Origin of the sequence: Kribbella sp. NPDC026596 (genome assembly GCF_040638415.1) — a bacterium.
In the GTDB taxonomy this organism is placed as follows: domain Bacteria; phylum Actinomycetota; class Actinomycetes; order Propionibacteriales; family Kribbellaceae; genus Kribbella.
Genome location: NZ_JBEZYF010000058.1, coordinates 24,630 through 48,499, shown reverse-complemented (window position 1 = coordinate 48,499; position 23,870 = coordinate 24,630). Strand labels below are relative to the sequence as shown.

Genomic DNA, 23,870 nt, shown 5'->3' with positions numbered 1-23,870 from the left:
TGGCATCAATACAGTCATGGGGCCTCCTTACGCCGGCGCCGTGCGTCCCATTCCGGGTTGATCCGCGGTACGGCAGCCAGCAGCGTCTTCGTGTAGTCGTCGCGGGGATCGCCGAACACCTGGTCGCGCGATCCCAGCTCCACGATTCTGCCCTGGTTCATCACCGCGACCCGCTGCGAGATCTGCCGGACCACGGCCAAGTCGTGAGCGATGAAGATGTAGCTGAACCCGCTCTCCCGCTGCAGCCGCATCAGCAACTCCAGCACCTGCGCCTGGATCGACACGTCGAGCGCGGACACAGCCTCGTCGCAGATCACCAACTTCGGGTTCACCGCGAGCGCCCGGGCGATGCCGATCCGCTGCGCCTGGCCACCGGAGAACTGCGCCGGATACCGCTGGCAGTGGTCCGGGTTCAGCCCGACCCGCGCCATCAGCTCCTGGGCGCAGGCCCGCCGACCGCCGGGAGGCGCGATCCCTTGGTAGGTCAGCGGTGCGGTGACGATCCGTTCGATCGTGTACCGCGGGTTCAGCGACGAGAACGGGTCCTGGAACACCACCTGCACGTTGTTCCGGAACGTGGCCAGGTCCCTGCCGGTCGCCCGGGTCACGTCCTGCCCGTCGAACACGACCGTACCGCTGGTCGGCTCCAGCAGGCGGGCCGCGATCCGCGCGGTGGTCGACTTCCCGCTGCCCGACTCCCCCACGATCGCGAGTGTCTCGCCCAGCTCGACCTCGAAGCTGACGTCGTCGACCGCGGTGAACGTGGACTTGCGGGCCATCGCCCCTTCGCCGCGGGTGACGAACTCCTTCGTCACCCCACGCACTTCAAGCAGCGTCATGCCGTCACCTCGTCGTCGATCCTCGGTACGGCGTCCAGCAGCGTGCGCGTGTACTCGTGCCGCGGATCCGAGAACACCTGCTCGGCCGTGCCGTACTCGACCGGATCACCCGCACACATCACCAGCACCCGCTGCGCGATCGAGCTGATCACCGCCAGGTCGTGGGTGATGAAGATCATCCCGGTCCCGGTGGTCGACTGCAGCTCGGCCAGCAGCTCCAGGATCTGCGCCTGGACGGTGACGTCGAGTGCCGTCGTCGGCTCGTCCGCGATCAGCAGCGACGGCGAGCAGCACAAGGCCATCGCGATCATGACTCGTTGCCTCATGCCACCGGAGAACTGGTGCGGGTAGTGGTCGATCCGCCGGCCTGGATCGGGAATCCGGACCCGGTCGAGCGCCTCGATCGCGACTTGCCGGGCGGCGCGACGCGAACCACCGCGATGCGCCCGGTACATCTCCTCGATCTGCAATCCCACGGTGTAGTAGGGATTCAGCGACGACAACGGATCCTGGAACACGATCGAGATCGCGTTCCCGCGCACCGAGCGCAGGTCTCGCTCCGACCGCCCGAGCAGCTCGGTGCCGTCCAACCGGATGCTGCCGGACGTCCGCGCTCCGGGCGGCAGCAGCCCGAGGACGGCGAGCGCCGTCATCGACTTACCTGACCCGGACTCACCGACGATCCCGAGCGTGTCGTCCCGGCCGACGGTGAACGACACGTTCTTCACCACGTCCACCGGACCACGTCCGGTCGGCAGCGTGACCGTCAGGTTCTCCACCACGAACAGCTCATCCGTCATGCTGTCGTCACCCTCACTCGTGGGTCCAGCGCGGTGTAGACGAGGTCGACCACGACGTTGCCGATGACAACGAAGAACGCGGCCAGCAGGGTGACCGCCATGATCACCGGCTGGTCGTTCTTCGCGATCGAGTCGGCCGCCATCTTGCCGATCCCGTTCAGCCCGAACACGGTCTCGGTGATCAGTGCACCGCCGAGCAGGCCGGCGAAGTCCATCCCGAAGATCGTGGTGATCGGGGTCAGTGCCGGCCGCAGCGCGTGCCGGCGCAGGATCAGTGGCCGGCTCAAGCCCTTGGCTCGTGCGGTCCGGAAGTAGTTCTCCGACAAGGTGTCGATCACGTTGCTCCGGGTCAACCGCGCGTACAGACAGGCGTAGCCGACGGCCAGGACGGTCCACGGCATCAGGTACGACTCGAACCAGAGCACGGGATTGTCCGCGAACGCCGGTGCCGATGGGAACGGCAGTATCTGCAGCTTCACGACCAGGACGTACTGGAGCACAAGCGCGAGTACGTAGTTCGGCACGCTCACCCCACCCAGCGCGAGCGCCATCGCGGTGCGATCCCACCACGTGTCCTGCTTGATCGCGCTGACCAGGCCGCCGATCACGCCGGCGAGCAACCACAGTACGGCGGCGCCGACAGCGACCGTGACACTGACCGGCAGCCGGGCGGTGATCATGCTCCACACCGACTCGTTGGTCTGGAAGCTGTACCCGAGACAAGGCGCCGGGCAGTGCACCGAGCCGTACTCACGGCCGGCGAAGATGCCCCGCAGGAACTCCCAGAACTGGCTCAGGATCGGCTGGTTGAGACCGAGTACGTCGCGAATCGAGTTGATCCGGTCCGGCGTACAGGTCTTGCCGCAGATCATCACCGCGGGATCCGGCGAGAGCTTGAAGAAGATCAGGTAGGTGAACAGGCAGACCGCCAGCAGGATGACCACGACCCCGCCAAGCCGCCCGAGAACATAGCGAATCACGCGGCCTCCCCCTGGTCGATCACCGAGCGGATCTTGTCGCCGAGGACGGTCAGCGACAGCACGGTGAGGAACAGGAAAGCGCCCGGGATCGCGAAGAACATCGGGTCGACCGAGTACCAGCTGACCGAGCTCGCGATCATCTGGCCCCACGACGCGGTCGGCGGGGAGACACCGACGCCGAGGAAGGACAGCCCTGCCTCGGTGCCGATGTAGCCCGGGATCGCCAGCGTCGTCATCACGATGATCGAACCGCGCAGGTTCGGCAGGATCTCCTGGAACACCACCGCGGAATCCTGCGCCCCGGACGCCCGCGCCGCCTCGACGAACTCGCGGTTCGCCAGCGTCATCGTCTGCGCGCGGATCACCCGGGCCAGGTACGGCCAGCCGAACGCGCTGATCACCACGACCAGCAGGACCGGGCGGTTCCCGGCCGGCAGCGAGGACAGGATCGCGATCATGAAGATCAGCGCCGGGAACGCCATCAGGAAGTCCATCAGCCGCGAGATCACCTGGTCGACCCAGCCGCGGTAGAACCCGGCGAGCAGGCCGAGCACGACCCCGAGGATCCCGGTCAGGACGGTCGCCGACAACGAGATCGTGATGGAGACGCGAGCGCCGTACACGATCCGGGCGAACAGGTCACGGCCGTTCTGCGGCTCGACGCCGAACCAGTGGTTCCCGCTGATCCCGCCGAGCGCGCCGCGCGGTACGCCGCCCAGGTCGGAGTTGATCGCCGCGGAGTCGAACTGGTACGGCCCCCAGCCGCTCAGCTTGGTGATCAGCGGCGCGGCCACCGCCATCAGGACCACGATCGCCAGGAACAGCAGGCAGAGTACGGCGCCTCTGTCCTGGGTGATCCTGGTCAGGATCCGCCGGGTCGACGTCGGGGGACCACCGGCCGCTGCCGGGGTCCCCACCTCCTCGACGTCGAGCACGGTGCCAGTTTTTCCGGCGAGGGTCGTTGTCATCGGCTACTTCCCGGCGTCCGCGACGCCGACCGAGACCAGGTCGATCCCACCGGAGAAGCCGTCGTGCAGGTACGCGCCGGCGACGTTGCTGCCGACCAGCATCAGCACCTTCTCGTACAGCAGCGGAACGACCGGCGCGAGCGCCATGATCTGCTTGTCCAGGTCGCCGTACGCCGCGTTGGCCGCGGTCACGTCGGTCAGCTTGGCGATCTCGTCGATCTTCGCGTTCACGCCCGGGTCGTTCAGCTGGGCCAGGTTCGAGTTGCCCTTCGGCGCGATGTTGCGGCCGTCGAACAGCGGCGGCAGGAAGGTCGCACCGGACGGCCAGTCCGGGCACCAGCCGGTGATCGCAGCGTCGTGCTGCTGCGACGGCGTCCCGATCACCTCGTAGTACGTCGAGGTGTCGATGGTGTTGATCTTCACGGTGATCTTCAGCGGCTCCAGCGCCTGCTGGACCGCGACCGCCATCGCCTGCATCTTCGGCGTGGACATGATGTCCAGCGTCATCGTGAAGCCCGCGGTCTGCCCGGCCTCGGAGAGCAGCTTCTGGGCCGCCGCCGCGTCACCCTTGTGGTCCGGGCTCGGGTACGGGTCGTAGTCCACCCGGCCGGCCACGGTCGGCGGCTGGATGCTGGTCGCGATGTCGGCCAGCGTCGACCCGCCGACGGCGTTCCGGACGGTTTCCTTGTTGACCGCCAGGTTGATCGCCTGCCGGACCTTGACGTCGTTGAACGGCTTCTTCGTGGTGTTCAGGCCCATGTACGTCGTACAGCCGGCCAGACCCGTCAGCGTGCGCTGCTTGAGCTGTGGGGTCTGGATCCGGGCCACTGTCGCGGCCTGGATGGTGCCGGCGATCGCGTCGGTGTCGGTGCCCTGGCCGGCGATCATCCGCTCGTCGATCGTGGCCGGGTCGAGCCCGAACGTCCAGTGGTAGCCGTCTGGGTTCGCCTTGCGGATCGAGTCGGTGTTCTTGTCCCACTTGTCGTTGCGGACGAGCGTCAGCGACGCGCCGGGCTTGTACTCGGAGATCTTGTACGGGCCGGAGGCGATCGGCTTGCTGTCCAGCTGGTTGCCCGCGCCCCGGCCCTTCGGGACCGGGGTGAAGGTGTTCTGCGCGACCACACTGCTGAAGTCGGCGAACGGCTTCTTCAGGTGGAACACGATCGTCTTCGCGTCCGGTGTCTCGATCGTCGGCAGGTCACCGGTCTTGTACGGGCCTTGGTACGTCGCCGGTGCCTCGATCAGCTGCTTCGCGTACGGCGAACCGATGCCGAGCTCCGGGTCCCAAGCACGCTCGACACCCCACTTCACGTCCGCGCTGGTGATCGGCGCACCGGTCTCGAAGAACAGACCGTCCTTCAGGGTGAACGTCCAGGTCTTGCCGCCGTCGGACGGCTTCCCGGTGTCGGTCGCCAGGTCGGGCACGATCTTGGTGCCGTCGGCACCGGGCGCGGCGCCCTGGGTGGTCAGGGTCCGGTAGATCAGCCGGTAGAAGTTGTTCACGCCACCGTCGAAGCCGCGGGCCGGATCCAGGTGGGAGTAGGCCGCGTTCTGAAGCACCTGGACGGTGCCGCCCTGGGCCGCCTTGCCGCCCGGCCCGGCCGCGTCGCCGCTGGCCCCGGTCGTGCCGCCGCCGCAGGCGCTGAGCGCCAGCGCACCGGACGCCACGAGCCCCACCAGCATGGTCGTTCTCTTCATTTTCCTTCTTTCAGTTCGCGGCGCGCAGCCATACACGCATGGCCAGGGCCTGACGGTTCCCCCAGAGGAAGTACGGCACGAACGTCGCCGGCACCTCGCCTGCTCGAGCGACCTGCGGTTGCTCGGTGATCAAGGGATAAAGCTCTTTCGGCGGCGCCGGCGCGACACCGACCGGCAACTCGAGCACGACATGGTCGTTCGACCGCCGCGCCGCCGCGTTCTGGACTTCTGTTGCCGAGAGCAACAGATCGTCCACCGGCGCCGCGACGTCCTGCTGCTCGACGCAGTAGACAAGCGGCCCGCGAGCAACGGCAATCGCTCCCCGGGTGGCATCCAAATACGGATGCGACCCATGCGCTCTAGGTGCCATCGGCAACGTCAACTGAATGGTTTCTCCAGCAACAAACATTCGCCTGACGACCGCCCACCCAGCGTCCACCACCGAGCCATCCACCTGAGCGCCAACCACCCACGACGGAATGCGTAGGGCGATCGCCTGCTCGGTTTCCGGTCCTTGCTGGATCGTGATCGTCACCTGGCCGTCCCACGGGTAGTCGGTGGTGACGGTGACCTCGAGATCGCCGGTGGTGATGCGGGCGTCGGCGTACAGGCCGACGTACAGGGTGTCGTCGCGGACGGCGGCGACGTGGTCCTGGAGTTCGGACATCCAGCGGATGATGTTCGGCGGGCAGCACGGGCAGCCGAACCACGGCCGACGAAGCGGATCACCACCGCTCTCGGCCCCCGAACGCTGCTCGTGATCCGGTCGCCGCTGCAACGGGTTGTCGTAGAAGAACGCCGTACCCTCGGCCGAAAGCCCAACAGCGTAAGCGTTGTAGAGCACGGTCTCGAACACATCGAGGTACGACGCTTTCCCGGTCGCGAGGAACATCCGCCACGCCCATTGCATGGTCGCGATCGCCGCACACGTCTCGGCGTACGCACGCTCGGACGGCAACTCGTACCGATCACCGATGGCCTCGTCGGAGTGCCGGCTGCCCAACCCGCCGGTCAGGTAGAGCTTCGTCGCGACCATGTCGTCCCAGAGCCGCTCCAGCGCCGCTAGCAGCGTCGGATCGCCGGTCTCGAGATGCACGTCCGCGGCCCCGGCCGCCAGATAGGCCATCCGTACGGCGTGCCCCGTGACCGACGGAAGCTCGCGGAATGGCGCGTTGTCCTGGAAGTACTCGGCCGGGAAGATCGTGTGCTTGAGCTTCCCCTGCCCGCGGCGATCGACGAACAGCCGCGCCTGCGTCAGGTACTCGTCACGACCCGTTTCTCGATAAAGCTCAACCAGCGCCATCTCGACCTCGGGATGCCCGTCGACGACCTCCTCGCCGTCCACGCCGTACCGCTGGACGACGAGGTCCGCGAACCGGCGGGCGATTGTCAACAGTCGACCATCAGACAGTTGGCGATTCGCCGCGACGGCCGCCTGGATGAGGTGGCCGAGGTTGTACAGCTCGTGGCCCCAGCCGAGGTCCGACCACGGCTGCTTCGGCTGGTCGGGGTCCTGGAAGTACGAGTTCAGGTAGCCGTCCTCGGCCTGGGCTTGCTCGAGCAACCCGACGACCTCGTCGAAGAACTCCCGCGCTCCCGCCGGCGCGTCGTCGCGGCCGACCTCGTAGGCGAGCCCCTCGAGGGTCTTGTACAGGTCGGTGTCGAGGAACGGATACCGCCCGCGGTACGGCCCGACCGACGGATCGGCCAGCCGGCGCAGGTTCTCCAGGTTGCCCGCCTTCCGCAACTCCGCGATCGAGTGCGGGATCGTAGCCGCCCGATTCCGCTGCTGCCAGGCGCCCAGCAGCCCTCCGGTCAGCTCAACCTCCACCACGAACGCCGTCCTCTGCTCAGTACCGTGTGACATTGCACTGACCTTAAGGCGCTCCCCCACGCCTTGCCAAGCGATTCCGAAAGACGTTTACCGACCGGAGACAACTCCCGCCCCGCGGCCCTCCGGCGAGCCCTGCTGCCCGCGGAGCTGACCGCCTCAGAGGCGGGGGTCGATCGGCTCCGACTCGAGGGCGAGGACCGCGAAGACGCATTCGTGGATGCGCCACAGCGGCTCGCCGCGGGCGGCGCGTTCCATCGACTCCAGGCCGAGTGCGTACTCACGGAGCGCGAGTGAGCGCTTGTGACCGAGGTTGCGGTCGCGCAGCCGCTCGAAGTTGGCGGGCTCGGTGTAATCCGGACCGTAGATGAGCCGCAGGTACTCCTGCCCGCGCACCTTCAGCCCCGGCTGCGCCAGCCCCTTCGGCGTCCGCGTCAGGTTCGCCGCCGGCTTCACGACCATGCCCTCACCACCGGCACCGGTCAGCTCCTCCCACCACGCGATCCCGGCCTCCCAGTTCGCCGGGTCCACGAACAGTCGCCTGGTCGGCGTGATCAGCCCCGGCCCAGCGGCAACCATCCGGTCCGCGATCCCGAGGTGCCAGACATGCGGCCGGTCCTGGTACGTCGCCCCTTCCGACGCCAGCACCTGGAACGGCGCGACGCGCACCCCCTCGAGCCCGTCCGTCGGCCAGCAGTAGCGCCGGTACGCGTCGGTGAACTTCGCGGCATTCGACGTACGGCGTTCTGTCGCGGCCAGCAACTCGCCGACATCGAGTCCGGCCGCGACGGCCGACTGCAGCGCCGCGGTTGCGGCCGGCAACGACGTACGCGCGGCCGCGCCGACGGCGGCGTACTGGTTCCGGAGCAGCTCTTCAGCCTTCGCGCTCCATGGCAGGAGCTCCGCGTCGAGCAGCAGCCACGACGTGTCGAGCTCGTCGAAGGCGCCTGCCTCCTCGGCGACCGCGCGCAGTCGGAGCAGCAGCTCGTCCGTCAGCACGCCGTCGAAGAAGGAGCGGCCCGTCCGCGTGTGAATCGCACCGCGACCAGCCAGGCCGAAGCGCTTCCCGGCCATATCGTCGTTCCGGGTCAGCAACACCACGGCGCGCGAACCCATGTGCTTCTCCTCGCACACCAGCTCGGTGACGCCCTGCGCCCGATACGTCTCGAAGGCCTGCCGCGGGTGCTCCAGCAAGCCTGGCTCCGGTGAGGTCGAGACCGGGCTCATCGTCGGCGGCAGGTAGAGCACGAACCGCGGATCGATCGCGAACCGGCTCATCACCTCCAGCGCCGCGCCGGCCTGCTCGGCCCGGATGCTGAGCCGCCCGTGGGCCGAGGTCTCGATCACCCGGCGGCCGGTCACGTCGGTCAGCTCGAGGACGTCCGGTTCGCGTGTCGGTGCGGTTGCCACGTGCAACGGTTTCGCCGGGGCGTAGTACTCGCGGGCGGCCTGGACCGAGACCAGCTCGCGCTCGGGGTACCGCAGTGCGGTGAGTGCGCCGCCGAACACACAGCCGGTGTCGAGGCAGATCGTGTTGTTGATCCACTCCGGCTCCGGCGTCGGGGTGTGGCCGTAGACGACCGTCGCGCGACCGCGGTACTCGTTCGCCCACGGGTAGCGGACCGGCAGGCCGAACTCGTCGGTCTCGCCCGTCGTTTCGCCGTACAGGCAGAAGGATCGGACGCGACCGGACGCGCGACCGTGCATCCGCTCGACCAGGCCGGCGTGCGAGACGACGAGCTTGCCGCCGTCGAAGACGTAGTGCGAGATCAGGCCGTCGATGAAGTGCTCGACGGCGTCGCGGAACTCGGGCGGCTCGTCGGACAGCTGTTCCAGCGTTGTTTCCAGGCCGTGGCTGATCTTCACGTTCCGGCCTCTGAGGGCCTTGAGCAACTTGTCCTCGTGGTTGCCGGGGACACACAAAGCGTGGCCGTTAGCAACCATTCCCATCACCAGGCGCAGCACGCCAGGCGTGTCCGGGCCGCGGTCGACCAGGTCACCGACGAAGACGGCGCGACGATCCGGGTGTATGGCGTCGATCGGCCGGCCGGCGTCGTCACGGGTGAACGCGTAGCCGAGGTCGGTCAGGAGTTGCTCGAGCTCGGCGCGGCAGCCGTGGATGTCGCCGATGATGTCGAACGGGCCGGTCTCGTCGGTGCGGTCGTTGAACAGCCGGGTGCGCTCGATGCTGACGGCATCGATCTCCTCGACGCTGCCGAGCACGTGCACGGTCCGGAAGCCCTCGCGCTTCAGGCTCCGCAGACCGCGCTTGAGCTGCGAGCGCTGGCGGACGATCACCTTCGCCCCGAACTGCCGATCGGCTCGCTGCTCGTTCCGCTCGACACACACGCGCTCCGGCGGGTCCAGGACGATCGCGACCGGCAGGACGTCGTGCTCTCGAGCGAGATTCACCAGTTCCTTGCGCGCCTCCGGTTGCACGTTGGTCGCGTCGATCACCGTCAGCCGGCCGGCCGCGAGGCGCTTCCCCGCGATGAAGTGCAGTACTTCGAACGCGTCTTTGGTGGCCGCCTGATCGTTCTCGTCATCAGAAACCAGCCCCCGGCAGAAGTCGCTCGAAATCACCTCGGTCGGTTTGAAGTGCTTCCGGGCAAACGTCGACTTCCCCGACCCACTAGCCCCCACCAAAACCACCAAACACAGTTTCGGTAGGTCGATGATCGTCATCGAGCCTCCTCACGCAGGCGGAAGAGCGCGAGCTGGGTAGGCGGACCGACCTCGGGATCGTCCGGACCGACGGGACGGAACTCGACGGTATAGGCGTATCGGTCCGCCACACCGACTGCCCAGGTTCGGAATTCCTCGCGGGTCCATTCGAAGCGGTGGTCGGGGTGGCGGTAGCGGCCGGCGGCGAGGGAGGGGAAACGCACGTTGTACTCGCTGTTGGGGGTGGTGACGATGACGGCTCCGGGGCGGGCGGTCTGGAAGACGGATCGAGCCAGCGCGGGCAGGCGGGGCGGGTCGACGTGTTCGACGACCTCCATCAGGACGGCCGCGTCCAGGCCGGCGAGGCGTTGGTCGGCGTACGTCACCGACGACTGCAGGAAGCGGAGCCGCTCGCGCCGGCGATCGGGCAGGTCGTCATAGTGCAGACGTCGTTTGGCCGCGATGAGCGCCCGCGCCGACACGTCCGTCGCGATCACCTCACCGATCATCGGGTCCTTCAGCAGTTCGCCGACGAGCGCGCCCTCACCGCAGCCGAGGTCCGCGATCCGCCGCGCCCCGAGCTCCCGCAGTACGCCGGCAACCGTCGTACGACGTTCGTCCGCGAGCGACACCGAACCTTCGACCGGCGTCTCCTCCACCAGCTCCACGCCGTCCGCCTCGGCGAGACGCTCCAAGGCGGTGTCGGCCAGGTATCGGCGGTGGGCGAGATAGCGGTGTGAAATCAGGTCCTTGAAGGGATGCGCGCCGAGCCAGCCCTCGCCGGCGCGGACGAGCTTGTCGACCTCGTCAGAGGCGACCCAGTAGTGCTTCGCGTCGTCGAGTACGGGCAGCAGCACATAAAGGTGATTGAGTGCGTCCGCCAGTCGGAGTACACCGCTCAGCCGCAGGTCGACATACCGGGAGAAACCCCAGTCGGGGATCTCCGGATCGAGCGGCACCGGGCGCGCGTCGACAGTCCAGCCGAGCGGGGCGAACAGCTGCTCGGCCAACTCGGCGCCGCCACTGCAGGGGAGCGCCGGAACGTGGATCTCGAGCGGGATCGCGCGGGCCGCGAGCTCCGGGCGGGCGTCGCAGCGCCCGTTCATCGCCGTCCGGAACAGCTTGCCGAGGGCCACTGCGAGCAGGCTGGAGGCGGCGTAGGGGCGGTCGTTCACGTACTGCCCGAGCGTGAATCCCTCGGCCGCCTTCCCGCGCCCGGACCGGACCAGCGCGATCGGGTCGATCTCGAGCAGAACCGCCGCCGTACAACGTTGGTCTGTTGCCTCCGGATAGAAGACATGCGCCAACCCGCCGGTAATTTCGACCGCCTGCGGTCGCGCCGGGTTCTTGTGCAGCAGGAACCCGAAATCGCTCGCGGGAGCGTCGACTCCGGCCAGATCGGTGGCAAATGTCAGGAACACTGCCGTATTCGATCACGCCGCGCGTTCAGAACGCACCGAATTACGATGATTTGCCGGCAGATTCCGGGGTACCAGACGGCCGGGGATTGAGACACGCTGCCGGTGCTCTGGCGCGTTCAAGCAGTTTGGATCTAACTTGTTGTGAGAAGTTGAGTCGCTACAGACCGTCTTTCCCCGCTGACAGTCCGTATTGTCCCCGGTTTGTGGCGAGCGCCCATCCACGCCGACCACGGGGAAAGGACCATGGCAGCTCCCTCAGGCCGACTCGGCCACCACAGTTCCGGCGAGGTCAGCCGGTGAAACCCCAGACATTCGAACTCGTTCGTTACACCGACATCAGTGGCGTCTCCGGAACGGGCATCGTCGCCGAAGGCTGTGTCTTCACCGACGGCTCGGTCGCCCTCCGCTGGCACGGCCCGAACCCGTCCACGGCGGTCTGGCCGGACCTCGACTCCATCCTCGCCGTTCACGGCCACCGCGGAGCCACCGTCGTGCGCTGGATCGACGTCTCCGAGATGGAAACGGTTCCCGGCACCGACCTCCTCCCGGGCGAGGTGGCGCACATCCTGGCCACCGGCCGGCACACCCATCTCCACCCACCGACGGCGGTCGCCTCCGTCTGAGGAACGCTTCGCCCGACCGCCGGAGCTACGGGGTGAGGCCGGTCAGGGCGAAGAACTCCTGACGCGAGCTGGGGTTCTCGCGCAGGGTGCCGTGCAGGGCCGACGTGACCGTGCGCGAGCCGACGGCGCGGACGCCGCGCAACGACATGCACTGGTGCTCGGCCTCGATCACCACGCCGACGCCCTTCGGGTCGAGGTGATCCTGCAGCCAGTCGGCGACCTGCTTGGTCAGCCGCTCCTGCACCTGGAAGTCACGGGCGAACAGCTCCACCACGCGGGCCAGCTTCGACAGGCCGAGGATCCGCTCCCCCGGCAGATACCCGACGTGGGCGACGCCCTGGAACGGCAGCAGGTGGTGCTCGCACAACGACTGCACCGGGATGTCCTTGGCCAGCACGAGTTCGTCGTACCCCTCGTCGTTGGGGAACGTGGTCAGCTCGAACTCGCGCGGCGTGAGCATCTCCGCGTACGCCGACGCGACGCGGCGCGGGGTGTCGGCCAGGTGCGTGCTGTGCGGGTCCCGCCCGAGGGCTTTCAGCAGATCCGCGACCGCGCGCTGGGCGGCGGGTAGATCGATCTCCGCACGTCCGGGGACGATGTGAAGGGGGACGGACTCGAAATCGGCCGAGATCGCCATCTACTCACTCCCTGAAAGTTCAACGAAGGGCCATCATACTGTTACTCCAACCGATGTTGTCGATAGAATCATTCCGTGGACAACTCCTGGGACGCACGCGTGCAGGCGGTCGCCGTGCTGGAGGAACCGACCCGACGCCGCCTCTACGAGTACGTCGTCGCGCAGCCGGAGCCGGTCAGCCGGGACGACGCGGCCACCGCCCTCGGGGTGCCGCGGACGACGGCCGCGTTCCACCTGGACAAGCTGACCGAGGAAGGTCTGCTCGCAACCTGCTTCGAGCGCCGCACCGGTCGCACCGGCCCCGGCGCCGGCCGCCCCGCGAAGCTCTACCACCGCTCCGAGCGCGAGATCGAGATCAGCCTCCCCGAGCGGCAGTACGCCGTCGCCGCCCGCCTCCTGGCCGGCGCCGTCGAGGACGCCGAGTCGACCGGGACATCACCCCGCGAGGCGGTCAACCGTCGAGCCCGTGAGTACGGCGAAGCAATCGGGCGCGCGGCGGGCGAAGCTCCGCTCACCGAGATCCTGGCCGCCCATGGCTTCGAACCCCGTCCGGACAAGGGCGGCATCGCGCTCGCCAACTGTCCGTTCCAGCGCATCGCCAAGGAGCAGCCTCAGCTGGTCTGCGGTATGAACCTGCACCTGCTGGCCGGCCTGGTCAGCACCCTCGACATCCCGTACGAAGCCCGCCTCGTCCCGACCCCCGGCCACTGCTGCGTGCGGCTGGTGCCAGCGGGCATAAGCTCGGGTGGTGGCTAAGGGCAAGAAGGTGGCTGGGACGCCGGCGACGGTGGCGTTGACGAAGGCGAAGATCGCGTTCACGACGCACGCGTACGACCACGTCCCGGGCGCGAAGTCGTACGGGCTGGAGGCCGCCGAGGCGTTGGGGCTGGCGCCGGAGCAGGTGTTCAAGACGCTGCTGGTCGAGGTCGACGGCAAGCTCACGGTCGGCGTCGTACCGGTGGACAAACAACTGGATCTGAAGGCGATCGCGGCCGCGGCCGGCGGCAAGAAGGCGGTGATGGCCGACCCGGCCGCCGCCGAACGCACCACCGGGTACGTCGTCGGCGGCATCAGCCCGATCGGCCAGAAGCGCCCCCTGACCACGGTCGTCGACAGCACCGCCACCGAGCACGCCACGGTCTACGTCTCCGGCGGCCGCCGCGGTCTCGACATCGGTCTGTCCCCCACCGACCTGATCACCGTCACCAAAGCAAGTACGGCGGCCATCGCCCGCTGACACAGAGGACCCTGATCAGGTCCGAGCCGGCCGCGGTGGTGGGATCTCGCCGCTGCCGCGGATGACCAGGGTGGGGTCGAGGACGACATGCTGGGGCGGGGCACTGGATCCGCCCAGGCGGTCGAGCAGGATCCGGCCCACCTCGGCACCGATCCGCCGAACGTCTTGACGTACGACGGTGAGCGCCGGTTCCACCAGGTCCGCCATCGGGAAGTCGTCGAAGCCGACGAGAGCGACCTGGTGGATCAGTCCCGCGGCCCGCAGGGCACGGACGGATCCGATGGTAATGATGTTGCGTCCGGCAAGGATCGCGGTCGGCGGGTCGGCCAGCTCGACCAACCGCGTCACGACCTCAGCGGCCTCGTGCTCGCTGCGGACGCTGTGCACGAGCAACGCGGGATCGAAGGCGATCCCTGACTCCTCGATCGCGGCGCGGTATCCCGCTCGGCGCTGCACGGCCGTCTCGATGTCGCGCAGGTCGCTCAGCATCGCGATCCGGCGGTGTCCACCGGCCACGAGATGAGCGGTCGCGACCTTCGCACCGCCGTGGTTGTCGACAGTGACGGAGTCGCAGTCCAGGCCGTGTGGTGCGCGGTCCACGAAGACGAGTGGAAGACCGGCCCGGTACTCACTGATCAGGTACTCGTGCCGCCGCGACGCCGGCATCAGTACGAGGCCATCGGCCCGCCGGGCGACCAGGTCGGAGACGATGCCGCGTTCTCGCTCGGGTTCCTCGTCGAGGCTCGCGGCCAGGACCGACAGGCCCGCGCCCCGGAGCGCGTCCTCGAGCGCGCGCAGGAGGCCGGCCGAGAAACTGTTACCGACATCTTGGAGCAGGGCTCCGACGATGCCGGACCGGCCGTCTTTGCGCCGCAGCGTGCTGGCGCCGAGATTGTGCCGGTAGTCGAGCCGATCGGCGGCATCGAGCACCCGCCGCCGCACCGCCTCCCCCGCTCCGGGCTCCGCGTTGATCACTCTCGACACGGTCTTGACGCTCACGCCGGCCAGCCGGGCGACGTCCTTCATCGTCGACCGGCTCGGTCTCGCGCCGTCGGCACCAGACTGCGTCATCGTTGTCCCATGAACCGAGTCTTTCCGACTGAAGCCTTGACCACAAGGCCTAGGAGGTGTCTCCTGCTTACGTCAACGTTGACGTAAGCACAAACCTTGAATCGTTTCCCGGAGGGATCCACCATGCGCTTCTTCGCTCGTACGGCGCGCTTCGGCGCCGTCGCGGCCGGACTGACAGGCCTGCTGGCCGCCGCGGCCTGCGGCGGATCCGGCAGCGATGACGCGGCCTCTTCGACCGAGAAGGTCGGCGTGTCGCTCATCACCAAGGACTCCACGAACCCGTTCTTCGTAGCCATGCAGAAAGGCGCGAAGGAGGACGCCACGAAGAACGACGTCGACCTGACGGTGGCGTCCGGCAAGGCCGACGGCGACGAGCAGGGGCAGGTCCAGGCCATCGAGAACGCCATCGCCAAGGGTCAGAAGGGCATCCTGATCACGCCGAACGGACCTGGTGTCAACTCGGCGATCAAGAAGGCCCGTGACGCGGGGCTGTTCGTCATCGCCCTGGACACTCCGCCGGATCCGGCCGACACCGTCGACATTACGTTCGCGACGGACAACTTCGAGGCCGGCAAGCTGATCGGTCAGTGGACCGGCAAGCAGCTGGCCGGCAAGCCCGCCACGATCGCCATGCTCGATCTGTTCAACGACAAGGTTGTCTCGGTCGACTACAACCGTGACCAGGGCTTCCTCACCGGTCTCGGGGTCGACGTGAAGGACGCCAAGAAGAACGGCGACGAGGACAAGACCGGGTCGTACGGCGGCGGGAGCTACACCATCGCCTGCAACGAACCCACTCAAGGCGCCGAGGACGGCGGCCGGTCGGCGATGGAGAACTGCCTCACCAAGAACTCGAACATCAACGTGGTCTACACCATCAACGAGCCCGCGGCCGTCGGCGCGTACAACGCCTTGAAGGCGGCCGGCAAGGCCAAGGACGTGCTGATCGTCTCGGTCGACGGCGGTTGCGCCGGCGTGAAGTCGGTGAAGGACGGTGTCATCGGGGCGACGTCCCAGCAGTACCCGCTGAAGATGGCTGCTCTCGGCGTCGAGGCGATCGCCAAGATCGCTCGGGGCGGTGACAAGCCGAAGACCACCGAGGGTCTCGACTTCTTCAACACGGGGGTGGCTCTGGTGACCGACAAGACCAGCGACGGGGTCACGAGCATCGACACCACGAAGGGAACCTCGTTGTGCTGGGGCTGAGAACTGAGCTCTTCCGTCCAGGAGTGACGACATGACCGTTCAGAGCACCACCCCCGGAGCCGCGGCGCAGGAACTGGCCCGTCGTGAGCACACCTTGGGGCAACGGGTGCAGCACCTGCTCCACCAGCGGCCGGCGCTCAGTCCGGCGATCATCCTGGTGCTCACGGTGGTGTGCTTCACCCTCGTCAACAGCCGGTTCGCGAATCCGGCGGCGCTGTCACTGCTGGTCCAGCAAACCGCCGTCGTGGCCGCCCTCGCAGTCGGCCAGACGCTGGTCATTCTGACCGCGGGCATCGACCTGTCCGTGGGCGCCATCACCATCCTGTCCACCATGGTGATGGCGACCCTGGCGGCGGAGAACGGCTGGCCGGCTTGGCTCGCACTGGGGGCCGGGATCATTCTCGGCCTGGCCGCCGGCGCGTTGAACGGGTTCCTGGTGACCCGGGTCGGCCTGCCACCGTTCATCGTGACGCTCGGCACGCTGAGCATCTTCACGGCGATCGCGCTGCTCTACTCCAGCGGTCAGAGCATCCAGAACAACCGCCTGCCGGCACTGCTCAACTGGACCGGCGAAGGCTTCTCGATCGGGAGCTTCAGGATCACGACCGGGGTCGTCATCGTCGGCGCTCTCTACCTCGTCGTCGGCTACGCACTCAGCCAGACCGCCTGGGGCCGCCACGTCTACGCCGTCGGTGACGAACCGGAGGCCTCACGGCTCAGCGGCGTACGGTCCGGGCGGGTCCTGTTCAGCGTGTACGCCGTGGCGGGGGTCATCTACGGCATCGCCGGCTGGGTCCTGATCGGCCGGGCCGGGGCCGCCAGCCCGAACGCGATCGTCGACGCCAACCTCGACAGCATCACCGCCGTCGTCATCGGCGGGACCAGCCTGTTCGGCGGCCGGGGCGGCCTGCTCGGAACGTTGCTCGGAGCACTGATCGTGCAGGCGTTCACCGTCGGGCTCTCGCTGGCCGGAGTCGACGCGCAGTACCGGCTGCTGGCCGTCGGGGTCCTCGTCATCGTGGCGGTCTCGGTCGACCAGTGGATCAGGAGGGTGCGCTCATGACAGCGGTCATCGGCAAAGTCCAGGACACCCGGGTCAAGATCCCGGTGCTGTCGGCACGAGGGCTGGTCAAGACGTTCGGGCGGGTCATCGGGCTGGACGGTGTCGACCTGGACCTGCACGCCGGGGAGGTGCTCGCGATCATCGGCGACAACGGCGCCGGCAAGTCCACGATGATCAAGTGCCTGACCGGCGCGCTCGTGCCCGACGCGGGTGAACTGATGCTGGAGAACGAGCCGGTGACCTTCCGGCGCCCTCAGGACGCTCGCGCGGCCGGCATCGAGACCGTGTACCAGACTCTGGCGGTCGCGCCGGCACTCGACATCGCCAGCAACCTGTATCTGGGCCGCGAGGAACGACGGCCCGGGATCCTCGGCTCGGTCTTCCGGATGCTTGACCACGGCGGCATGCGCAGACGCGCGGCCGGCGCCGTCCGGGATCTCGGCATCCAGACCATCCAGAACATCCAGCAACCGGTCGAGACCTTGTCCGGAGGACAGCGTCAGGCCGTGGCGGTCGCACGGGCCGCCGCGTTCGGCAGCAAGGTGGTGGTGCTCGACGAGCCCACCGCTGCTCTCGGGGTGAAGGAGTCCAACCAGGTACTGGAGTTGATCAAGGGGCTGCGCCAGCGAGGGCTGCCGGTTATCCTGATCAGCCACAACATGCCGCACGTGTGGGACGTCGCCGACAGGATTCACATCCAGCGGCTCGGCCGGTGCGCCGGGGTCATCACACCGGCCAGCCACACCATGAGCGAGGGCGTGGCGATCATGACCGGTGCGGCGACCCTGGAGGATGACAGCCCCCTCGACTGACGCCACGCTTGCGTCCGAAGGAGCGAGGGCTCTGGCCCTCGCTTCTTCGGACCTTGCTGTCAGCCGGTGATGCTCGGCTTGCCGGTTTCCAGGTGGCCGGTGAGGCGGCGGCGGTACGTCGTGTCCTCGACGACTGTAACCTCGACGTCGTACCAGCCGTCGTCGGTCGGCCAGGGCAGTGTCCGGGTCTGCTTGCCACGCAGCTCGACCACGGACGTCTTGCTGCCGTACCCGCGGGCCTTCACCTTGAGGGTGAGCGGCTTGCGCGAGGTGTTGACCAGCTCGAGTTCGAGCGAGTCGCCGTGCCGGTCCGCGCGGACGTCGAGCCCGGCGGCCGCACCGTCGACCGAGCCGGCCAGCTCGACCCAGAACCGGTTCGGTCCCTGCACCGCCAGCTCGAACGGGCCGTCGACCGCGATCTCCTCGACCTGGGACCGCCGGACGTCGAGATGCGCGGGCGCCGGCAGCTCACCGCCGTACGGGTAGATCGCGAAGTGCGCCGCCTCCGCCGCATCGTTGCTGAAAGCCAACATCAGCTTGCCATCAGCAACGAGCCCGGAAACCGACGGCTGGTAAGGGATCGCGCGAGCCGGCCGGCGGCCCGGCTCCTGCTGCGGCACCGCCTGGTCGACCGGAGGCGTCGGCTTCCAGCGCGCGATCGGAGCCGGCACCGGGCCGGGCTTGTCGACCGACGGCTGCCGGTACGAACGCTGGAAGTCGAACGCCGACGTGAGGTCGCCACACGCGGTCCGCCGCCACGTGCTGATGTTCGGCTCGCGGACGCCGGTCCACTGCTCGAGGAAGCGGATCACCGAGGTGTGGTCGAACACCTGCGAGTTCACGTGCCCGCCGATCGACCACGGCGACACCACCGTCATCGGCACGCGGGGGCCGAGTCCGATCGGCTGGCCGGCGTACCAGTCGTCGCCCGCACCCGAGTCGGGCCGCGGTGCGACCGGCGGCGGGACGTGGTCGAAGTACCCGTCGTTCTCGTCGAAGTTGATGAACAGCGCGGTCTTGGACCAGGTCTCCGGGTCCGCGGCGATCGCGTCGAGCAGCTCGTAGACGAGGTTCGCGCTGCCCACCGGCGTTGACGATCCCGGGTGCTCGGAGTCGACTGCAGACGGCACGAGCCAGCTCACCTGGGGCAGCGTCCCGGCCTTGATGTCGGCGCGGAGCCGCGGGATCAGCGACTCCGGCTCGGACCGGTACATCGCCTTGCGGAACAGCTTCTGGTCCTTGGCCGGCAGCTTCTCGACCGCCGCCTTCAGCTGCTGCAGCGCCTCGGCCTGCTCGGCCGGCGTCTTCGCGAAGAGCTTGTCGTAGAACTCCTCCGTGGTCCGGTAACCACCCGGCACCGATGCCAGGATCCGGTGCCCGAGCTCCTTGAAGGTCGTGAAGTACTCGACCGCGTTGTCGGTGAAGTTGTCCCACTCCTGGTAGATCTGCCAGGACACCCCGGCCTTCTCCAGCCGTTCCGGGTACGACGTCCAGTCGTAGCCCGCGTGGTCGTAGGAGTACGCCGCGTTCGTCACCGCGCGCTGCGTCGTACCGGGCTCGTAGCCGGTGGTGCCGGACCACAGGTAGTTGCGGTTCGGGTTCGTCGAGCCGTTGACCGAACAGTGGTACGCGTCGCAGATCGTGAAGGTCTCGGCGAGCTCGTACTGCAACGGGATGTCGCGGCGCTCGTAGTGGGTCATGGTGGCCGGCGTCTTGGCCTGGACCCAGTCGTCGTGCCAGCCGTTGGCCCAGGCTTGGGTGGCGTCCTTGTAGCCGTGGGCCAGCGCGCCGAGGTACTGGATGTCGTCGGGGTTGCGGCCCGCGTCGGCGGCCGCCTTGCGGATCGAGAACGGCAGCACCTCGCCGCTCCCGGTCTTCGGCTGGTGGAAGACGCTCTTGCCGTCACGCAGTCGCAGCGGCTGCCGGTCGCCGTACCCGCGGACCCCGCGGAGGGTGCCGTAGTAGTGGTCGAACGAGCGGTTCTCCTGCATCAGCACGATGACGTGCTCGATCGCTCGCAGACCACCGCGCCGCACAGGTTGCGCCATCGCGGTGTGCAGCGAGGGTGGGAGCCGCGAGACCGCTGCCCCACCCACCGCCGAACCGAGCACCAGGCGCCGGGAGATCCCGGTCATGGGACCTCCCGCCCTGGACTGAGGAGCGGAGGGAGCGAAGCGACTGGAGCGACGAGGGAAGGGCGGGAGTTCCAGCCCCGTGACCCGCCGCGCCGGAGGCGTGGCATCAACACAGTCATGGTCGGGACCCTAGGGTCGCCCTGTAGCCGCTGTGAGACCTCCAGATGAACAGCTAGCCGCGTCGGGCGACCGCGGCGTCCCGCAACTTTTCGAGCACCGTCTCGGTGATTTCCCAGCCCAGGCACGCGTCGGTGATCGACTGCCCGTAGGTCAGTTCGCGGGTCGGGTCGAGCTCTTGGCGGCCCTCCTGCAGGAAGGACTCGAGCATTACGCCGACGATCGCGCGATTGCCCGCCGCGACCTGCGCGCCGATCTCCTCGGCCACCACCGGCTGCCGGCGGTGGTCCTTGCGGCTGTTGCCGTGGCTCGCGTCGATGACTACTCGCTCGGGCAGACCAGCCTTGCGCAGGAGTTCGACAGCGCCGGCCACGGACTCCGCGTCGTAGTTGGGTCCGCTGTCGGATCCGCGCAGTACCAGGTGGCAGTCCGGGTTGCCGCGGGTGTGCTGGATCGCGGGAGCGCCGTCGTGGTCGATACCGGTGAACACATGCGGTACGGCGGCTGCCTTGATCGCATCGACCGCCGTGCCGATCGAGCCGTCGGGGCGGTTCTTCATCCCGATCGGCATCGACAGACCGGACGACAGCTGACGGTGTACCTGGCTCTCGACTGTCCGCGCGCCGATCGCACCCCATCCGACGGTGTCGGCGATGTACTGCGGCGTGATCGGGTCGAGGAACTCACAGCCGACCGGGAGGCCCAGCTCGGTCACCTGCAAGAGCAACTGCCGTGCGGTGCGCAGACCGCGGTTCACGTCACCGGAGCCGTCCAAGCCCGGGTCGTTGATCAGGCCCTTCCAGCCCAGGGTCGAGCGCGGCTTCTCGAAGTACACGCGCATCACCACGAGCAGACCGTCGGAGAGTCGCTCGGCGACCGGTCGGAGGCGCTCGGCGTACTCGAGGGCCGCCTTGGCGTCGTGCACCGAGCACGGGCCGACGACGACCAGCAGGCGGTCGTCGACGCCGTTCAGTACGTCGGCCGCCGCCTGGCGACCGTCGACCACGGTCCGGGCCAGGGTGTCGTTCAGCGGCAGTTCGTCGTGCAACGCGAGCGGCGTGATCAGCGGGACCGTCTTCTCGATCCGCCGATCGACGACGGCGGTCTGTTCGCTCGGTTTCGGCAGGGTGTTCATGGGACTGAGACCTTTCCGCCGGACGGCCGCGGATGGTCGCAGGCGCCGGCTGAGAACGAGAAAAGGCAAGGACGGATGTCCTTGCCTTCGAGCCGGCTCTGGAGTGTTCGGTTGGGCGTCAGCGATCGGCTGAGCTGCCCGGCACCAGGGCCGGCCACTCAAAAAATCGCCAATAGCTGCGCTTCACGAGTACGACGATAGCACCCGGACGGAATCCGATGGCATCCGAGCCCTGGTCATGGTTGTCTCACCCGGTGAACATCCGTACGGCGCGCCCCGACGAGCTCCCGCTCCTCCAGCACCTCGAGATGGCCGCCGGCGTCCTCTTCGCGAACCTCGGCATGACCGACGTCGCGGAGCACCCACCGCCGTCCCTCCAGGTCTTCGAACACTTCCGTCAGGCCGGCCGCCTCTGGGTGCTGACCGACGCCGATGACCAGGTCGTCGGGTTCGTCCTGGTCAAGCTCGTGGACGGTGCGGCACACATCGAGCAGGTGAGCGTTCATCCGGACCACCAGGGCCACGGGCTCGGTCGGCGGCTGATCGACCACGTGGACTCGTGGGCTGCCGGGCAGGGGATGCCGGCGCTGACGCTCAGCACCTTTCGGGCGGTGCCGTGGAACGGGCCGTACTACGCGCGCCTCGGGTTCGTGGAGCTGCGCACCGACGAGCTGACACCTGGTTTGACCGAGATTCTGGCCGAGGAGATTGCGTTCGGGCTGGACCCGGCGGAGCGGATCTTCATGCGCCGTCCGGTTGCTCGTCAGTAACCGGAGGTGGTTCGGACTCGTTGAGGGCTGCAACGACGGGTCGAGACAAACGGGGAGTGCAGCAGGTGGTGAGGCCGCGGACCTTCGAGTTGGTTCGGTACCGGGATCCAAGTGGGGTGTCAGGCACGGGCGTGGTCGCGGAGGGGTGTGAGTTCAGCGACGGGTCGGTGGCTTTGCGGTGGCGCGGTGACAATCCCGCGACCGCGGTCTGGCCGGATCTGCACTCCGTACTCGCGGTGCACGGCCACCAGGGTGCGACCGAGGTGCGCTGGATCGATCCCCAACCCGAGGCCGCCGCGGGTGTCGACCACCTCTTCGACGAGCTCCACCAGGTCCGGCCACCCGCCGCGCTCACCGATCCGGTCCCACCCAGCCACGCCCGAGGATGGGCAGCCGCCCGCCATCTCAGGTAGAACATGGCCGTGACGCAGATTTACCTGATTCGGCATGGTGAGCCGGATTATGAGCCGATCGATGCGCGGGGGTGGCCCGGGATGGCGGCCGACTCCGCCCCGCTGACCGCCCTTGGCGCGAAGCAGGCCCAGGAGCTCGCGGACATCCTCAGCGGCGTACGGGCGACCTACCTGGTCAGCTCGCCGTTCACGCGCGCCCTGCACAGCGCCGCGATCATCGGTCATCGCCTGGCTCTCGGCGTCCGGGTCGACTACGACCTGCGCGACTGGCTGCCGGACCACACGGGGTCGTGGCGCAGCATGGCCGACGTACGGGCTGCTCAGGCCGAGCTCGAGGCGTACGACGGGGAGTGGCCGGAAGGCATCCAGCGACCGTGGGAGCCGCTGTCCAGGGTCCGCGAGCGCGCCCGGGCGGCGCTCGCCCGGCACACCGCCAGCACCGACGGACCGGTCCTCGCGGTCACGCACGCGATGGTGATCCGGGCGCTGACCGGCGAGACCGGCACCGCGCACGGCGGGCACGAGTACTACCGCTACGATCCGACGGAGAATGGCTGACTCCGAACTGCCTCGCGTCGTGGGTGTGGTGGCGCTCGGCGGGATCATCGGCTCACTGGCCCGGTACGGGCTGGCCGAGGCGTTCCCGCACGGACCGGGTGACTTTCCCTGGGCGACGTTCGCGACGAACGTGCTGGGCTGTTTCGCGATCGGCGTCCTGCTGGCCCGCCTGACCCCGCGATCGCATCCGCTGCTGCGGCCGTTCCTCGGCACCGGCATCCTCGGCGGCTTCACGACGTTCTCGACCTTCGCGGTCGACACCGAGAAGCTGTTGCACGGGCACGTGGTCGTTGCCCTGGTCTACTACTTCGGCACGGTCGTCGCAGCGATGCTGGCGGCGGCTCTGGGCGAGTGGGGCCGGCTCGGTCGCGTGAACGGGCGGTCGCGATGAACGTCCTGCTCGTCACCCTCGGCGCCGCGGTCGGCGCTCCCCTGCGGTTCCTGGTGGACAAGCACATGGTCGCCCGGTTGTTGCTCGGCACCCGGATCCAAAGTCCGTTGCCGTGGGGAACCTTCACCGTCAACATTCTCGGCAGCCTGCTGCTCGGACTGCTCACCGGCGTCGGTAATCAGACGATCGCTGTGCTCGCCGGCGTCGGGTTCTGTGGCGCGTTCACGACGTACAGCACGTTCGCCGCGGAGACGACCGCGCTGGCCGCTTCCGGACGCCGTGGCCTGGCGGTGCTGAACGTCGTACTCAACCTCGGAGCCGGTCTGCTCGCCGCCGTTCTCGGCGCCTGGCTGTCTAAGTGACCCATGTCACATCACGTGATGACGTGAACACGCTCTCCGCGTGAAAAGCGCCGCTCATGGCCTGCGACGGCGCCGCGAGAGAACTCCGCGATAACGAATGGACCGAACTTCGAGACAACAAGGGTTGAACTCGGTGTGA

Annotated in this window: 23 protein-coding genes; 11 read left to right on the top strand and 12 right to left on the bottom strand. The window is 68.2% G+C overall.

Translation table 11 applies throughout. The features are described from left to right. Positions 1-14 precede the first annotated feature (14 nt). The 8 genes from AB0E63_RS34900 to AB0E63_RS34865 all read right to left on the bottom strand — a co-directional run bounded on the left by AB0E63_RS34900 (position 15) and on the right by AB0E63_RS34865 (position 11,201). Positions 15-839, bottom strand: coding sequence for an ATP-binding cassette domain-containing protein (locus AB0E63_RS34900; protein WP_360375652.1), 825 nt, complete (start codon positions 837-839; stop codon positions 15-17). Further along, a complete protein-coding gene (locus AB0E63_RS34895) occupies positions 836-1,639 on the bottom strand; it encodes an ABC transporter ATP-binding protein (RefSeq protein ID WP_360375650.1) in 804 nt (267 codons plus the stop codon). The genes AB0E63_RS34900 and AB0E63_RS34895 overlap by 4 nt, the downstream gene beginning before the upstream one ends. Then, complete coding sequence (locus tag AB0E63_RS34890) at positions 1,636-2,619, bottom strand: ABC transporter permease (RefSeq protein ID WP_360375648.1); 984 nt, start codon at positions 2,617-2,619, stop codon at positions 1,636-1,638. Before AB0E63_RS34890 ends, AB0E63_RS34895 begins: the two co-directional genes overlap by 4 nt. Next, positions 2,616-3,587 carry an ABC transporter permease gene (locus AB0E63_RS34885; RefSeq protein ID WP_360375646.1) on the bottom strand — a complete coding sequence of 324 codons (972 nt, stop codon included), beginning with the start codon at positions 3,585-3,587 and terminating at the stop codon, positions 2,616-2,618. Before AB0E63_RS34885 ends, AB0E63_RS34890 begins: the two co-directional genes overlap by 4 nt. Before the next feature lie 3 nt (positions 3,588-3,590). After that, positions 3,591-5,285 (bottom strand): ABC transporter substrate-binding protein, encoded by a 1,695-nt coding sequence (locus AB0E63_RS34880; RefSeq protein ID WP_360375644.1) that lies wholly within the window; start codon positions 5,283-5,285, stop codon positions 3,591-3,593. 10 nt (positions 5,286-5,295) lie between these two features. Further along, the gene (locus tag AB0E63_RS34875; RefSeq protein ID WP_360375642.1) at positions 5,296-7,152 is read right to left on the bottom strand and encodes a beta-L-arabinofuranosidase domain-containing protein; all 1,857 of its coding nucleotides are present in this window, start codon (positions 7,150-7,152) and stop codon (positions 5,296-5,298) included. A gap of 123 nt (positions 7,153-7,275) precedes the next feature. Further along, the gene (locus AB0E63_RS34870) at positions 7,276-9,801 is read right to left on the bottom strand and encodes a polynucleotide kinase-phosphatase (protein ID WP_360375640.1); all 2,526 of its coding nucleotides are present in this window, start codon (positions 9,799-9,801) and stop codon (positions 7,276-7,278) included. After that, positions 9,798-11,201 carry a 3' terminal RNA ribose 2'-O-methyltransferase Hen1 gene (locus AB0E63_RS34865; protein ID WP_360375638.1) on the bottom strand — a complete coding sequence of 468 codons (1,404 nt, stop codon included), beginning with the start codon at positions 11,199-11,201 and terminating at the stop codon, positions 9,798-9,800. Before AB0E63_RS34865 ends, AB0E63_RS34870 begins: the two co-directional genes overlap by 4 nt. Before the next feature lie 296 nt (positions 11,202-11,497). Here AB0E63_RS34865 and AB0E63_RS34860 point away from each other — a divergent pair, with 296 nt between their 5' ends. After that, positions 11,498-11,824 carry a hypothetical protein gene (locus AB0E63_RS34860; protein ID WP_360375636.1) on the top strand — a complete coding sequence of 109 codons (327 nt, stop codon included), beginning with the start codon at positions 11,498-11,500 and terminating at the stop codon, positions 11,822-11,824. Between the two features lie 25 nt (positions 11,825-11,849). Here AB0E63_RS34860 and folE read toward each other — a convergent pair whose 3' ends face one another. After that, positions 11,850-12,461, bottom strand: coding sequence for a GTP cyclohydrolase I FolE (gene folE / locus AB0E63_RS34855; RefSeq protein WP_360375634.1), 612 nt, complete (start codon positions 12,459-12,461; stop codon positions 11,850-11,852). A 75-nt stretch (positions 12,462-12,536) separates the two neighbouring features. Between folE and AB0E63_RS34850 the strand changes: the two genes are divergently transcribed. Continuing rightward, the gene (locus AB0E63_RS34850; RefSeq protein ID WP_360375632.1) at positions 12,537-13,217 is read left to right on the top strand and encodes a helix-turn-helix domain-containing protein; all 681 of its coding nucleotides are present in this window, start codon (positions 12,537-12,539) and stop codon (positions 13,215-13,217) included. Continuing rightward, entirely contained in the window at positions 13,210-13,698 is a 489-nt protein-coding gene (gene ybaK / locus AB0E63_RS34845; RefSeq protein ID WP_360375630.1) for a Cys-tRNA(Pro) deacylase, read from the top strand. The genes AB0E63_RS34850 and ybaK overlap by 8 nt, the downstream gene beginning before the upstream one ends. Positions 13,699-13,713: 15 nt before the next feature. On the opposite strand, the gene AB0E63_RS34840 is transcribed toward ybaK, so the two are convergent. Continuing rightward, the gene (locus AB0E63_RS34840; RefSeq protein ID WP_360375628.1) at positions 13,714-14,769 is read right to left on the bottom strand and encodes a LacI family DNA-binding transcriptional regulator; all 1,056 of its coding nucleotides are present in this window, start codon (positions 14,767-14,769) and stop codon (positions 13,714-13,716) included. Positions 14,770-14,892: 123 nt separating this feature from the next. Here AB0E63_RS34840 and AB0E63_RS34835 point away from each other — a divergent pair, with 123 nt between their 5' ends. The 3 genes from AB0E63_RS34835 to AB0E63_RS34825 are packed head-to-tail and all read left to right on the top strand — an operon-like array spanning position 14,893 to position 17,850. Beyond that, positions 14,893-15,975 carry a substrate-binding domain-containing protein gene (locus AB0E63_RS34835; RefSeq protein WP_360375626.1) on the top strand — a complete coding sequence of 361 codons (1,083 nt, stop codon included), beginning with the start codon at positions 14,893-14,895 and terminating at the stop codon, positions 15,973-15,975. Between the two features lie 31 nt (positions 15,976-16,006). Further along, complete coding sequence (locus AB0E63_RS34830) at positions 16,007-17,038, top strand: ABC transporter permease (RefSeq protein ID WP_360375625.1); 1,032 nt, start codon at positions 16,007-16,009, stop codon at positions 17,036-17,038. Next, a complete protein-coding gene (locus AB0E63_RS34825; RefSeq protein ID WP_360375623.1) occupies positions 17,035-17,850 on the top strand; it encodes an ATP-binding cassette domain-containing protein in 816 nt (271 codons plus the stop codon). The genes AB0E63_RS34830 and AB0E63_RS34825 overlap by 4 nt, the downstream gene beginning before the upstream one ends. Positions 17,851-17,909: 59 nt before the next feature. Here AB0E63_RS34825 and AB0E63_RS34820 read toward each other — a convergent pair whose 3' ends face one another. Next, complete coding sequence (locus AB0E63_RS34820; protein WP_360375621.1) at positions 17,910-19,985, bottom strand: phosphocholine-specific phospholipase C; 2,076 nt, start codon at positions 19,983-19,985, stop codon at positions 17,910-17,912. A gap of 172 nt (positions 19,986-20,157) precedes the next feature. Continuing rightward, a complete protein-coding gene (locus AB0E63_RS34815; protein WP_360375619.1) occupies positions 20,158-21,237 on the bottom strand; it encodes a 3-deoxy-7-phosphoheptulonate synthase in 1,080 nt (359 codons plus the stop codon). A 254-nt stretch (positions 21,238-21,491) separates the two neighbouring features. On the opposite strand from AB0E63_RS34815, the gene AB0E63_RS34810 reads away from it, so the two are divergent. From AB0E63_RS34810 to crcB (AB0E63_RS34790), 5 genes are all read left to right on the top strand, one after another. Next, positions 21,492-22,007, top strand: coding sequence for a GNAT family N-acetyltransferase (locus AB0E63_RS34810; protein WP_360375617.1), 516 nt, complete (start codon positions 21,492-21,494; stop codon positions 22,005-22,007). 65 nt (positions 22,008-22,072) lie between these two features. Further along, a complete protein-coding gene (locus AB0E63_RS34805; protein WP_360375615.1) occupies positions 22,073-22,420 on the top strand; it encodes a hypothetical protein in 348 nt (115 codons plus the stop codon). Positions 22,421-22,429: 9 nt separating this feature from the next. Continuing rightward, positions 22,430-22,978, top strand: coding sequence for a histidine phosphatase family protein (locus AB0E63_RS34800; RefSeq protein WP_360375613.1), 549 nt, complete (start codon positions 22,430-22,432; stop codon positions 22,976-22,978). Next, positions 22,971-23,369 carry a fluoride efflux transporter CrcB gene (gene crcB / locus AB0E63_RS34795; protein WP_360375611.1) on the top strand — a complete coding sequence of 133 codons (399 nt, stop codon included), beginning with the start codon at positions 22,971-22,973 and terminating at the stop codon, positions 23,367-23,369. Before AB0E63_RS34800 ends, crcB (AB0E63_RS34795) begins: the two co-directional genes overlap by 8 nt. After that, positions 23,366-23,731 (top strand): fluoride efflux transporter CrcB, encoded by a 366-nt coding sequence (gene crcB, locus AB0E63_RS34790; protein WP_360375609.1) that lies wholly within the window; start codon positions 23,366-23,368, stop codon positions 23,729-23,731. The genes crcB (AB0E63_RS34795) and crcB (AB0E63_RS34790) overlap by 4 nt, the downstream gene beginning before the upstream one ends. Positions 23,732-23,870: the final 139 nt, after the last annotated feature.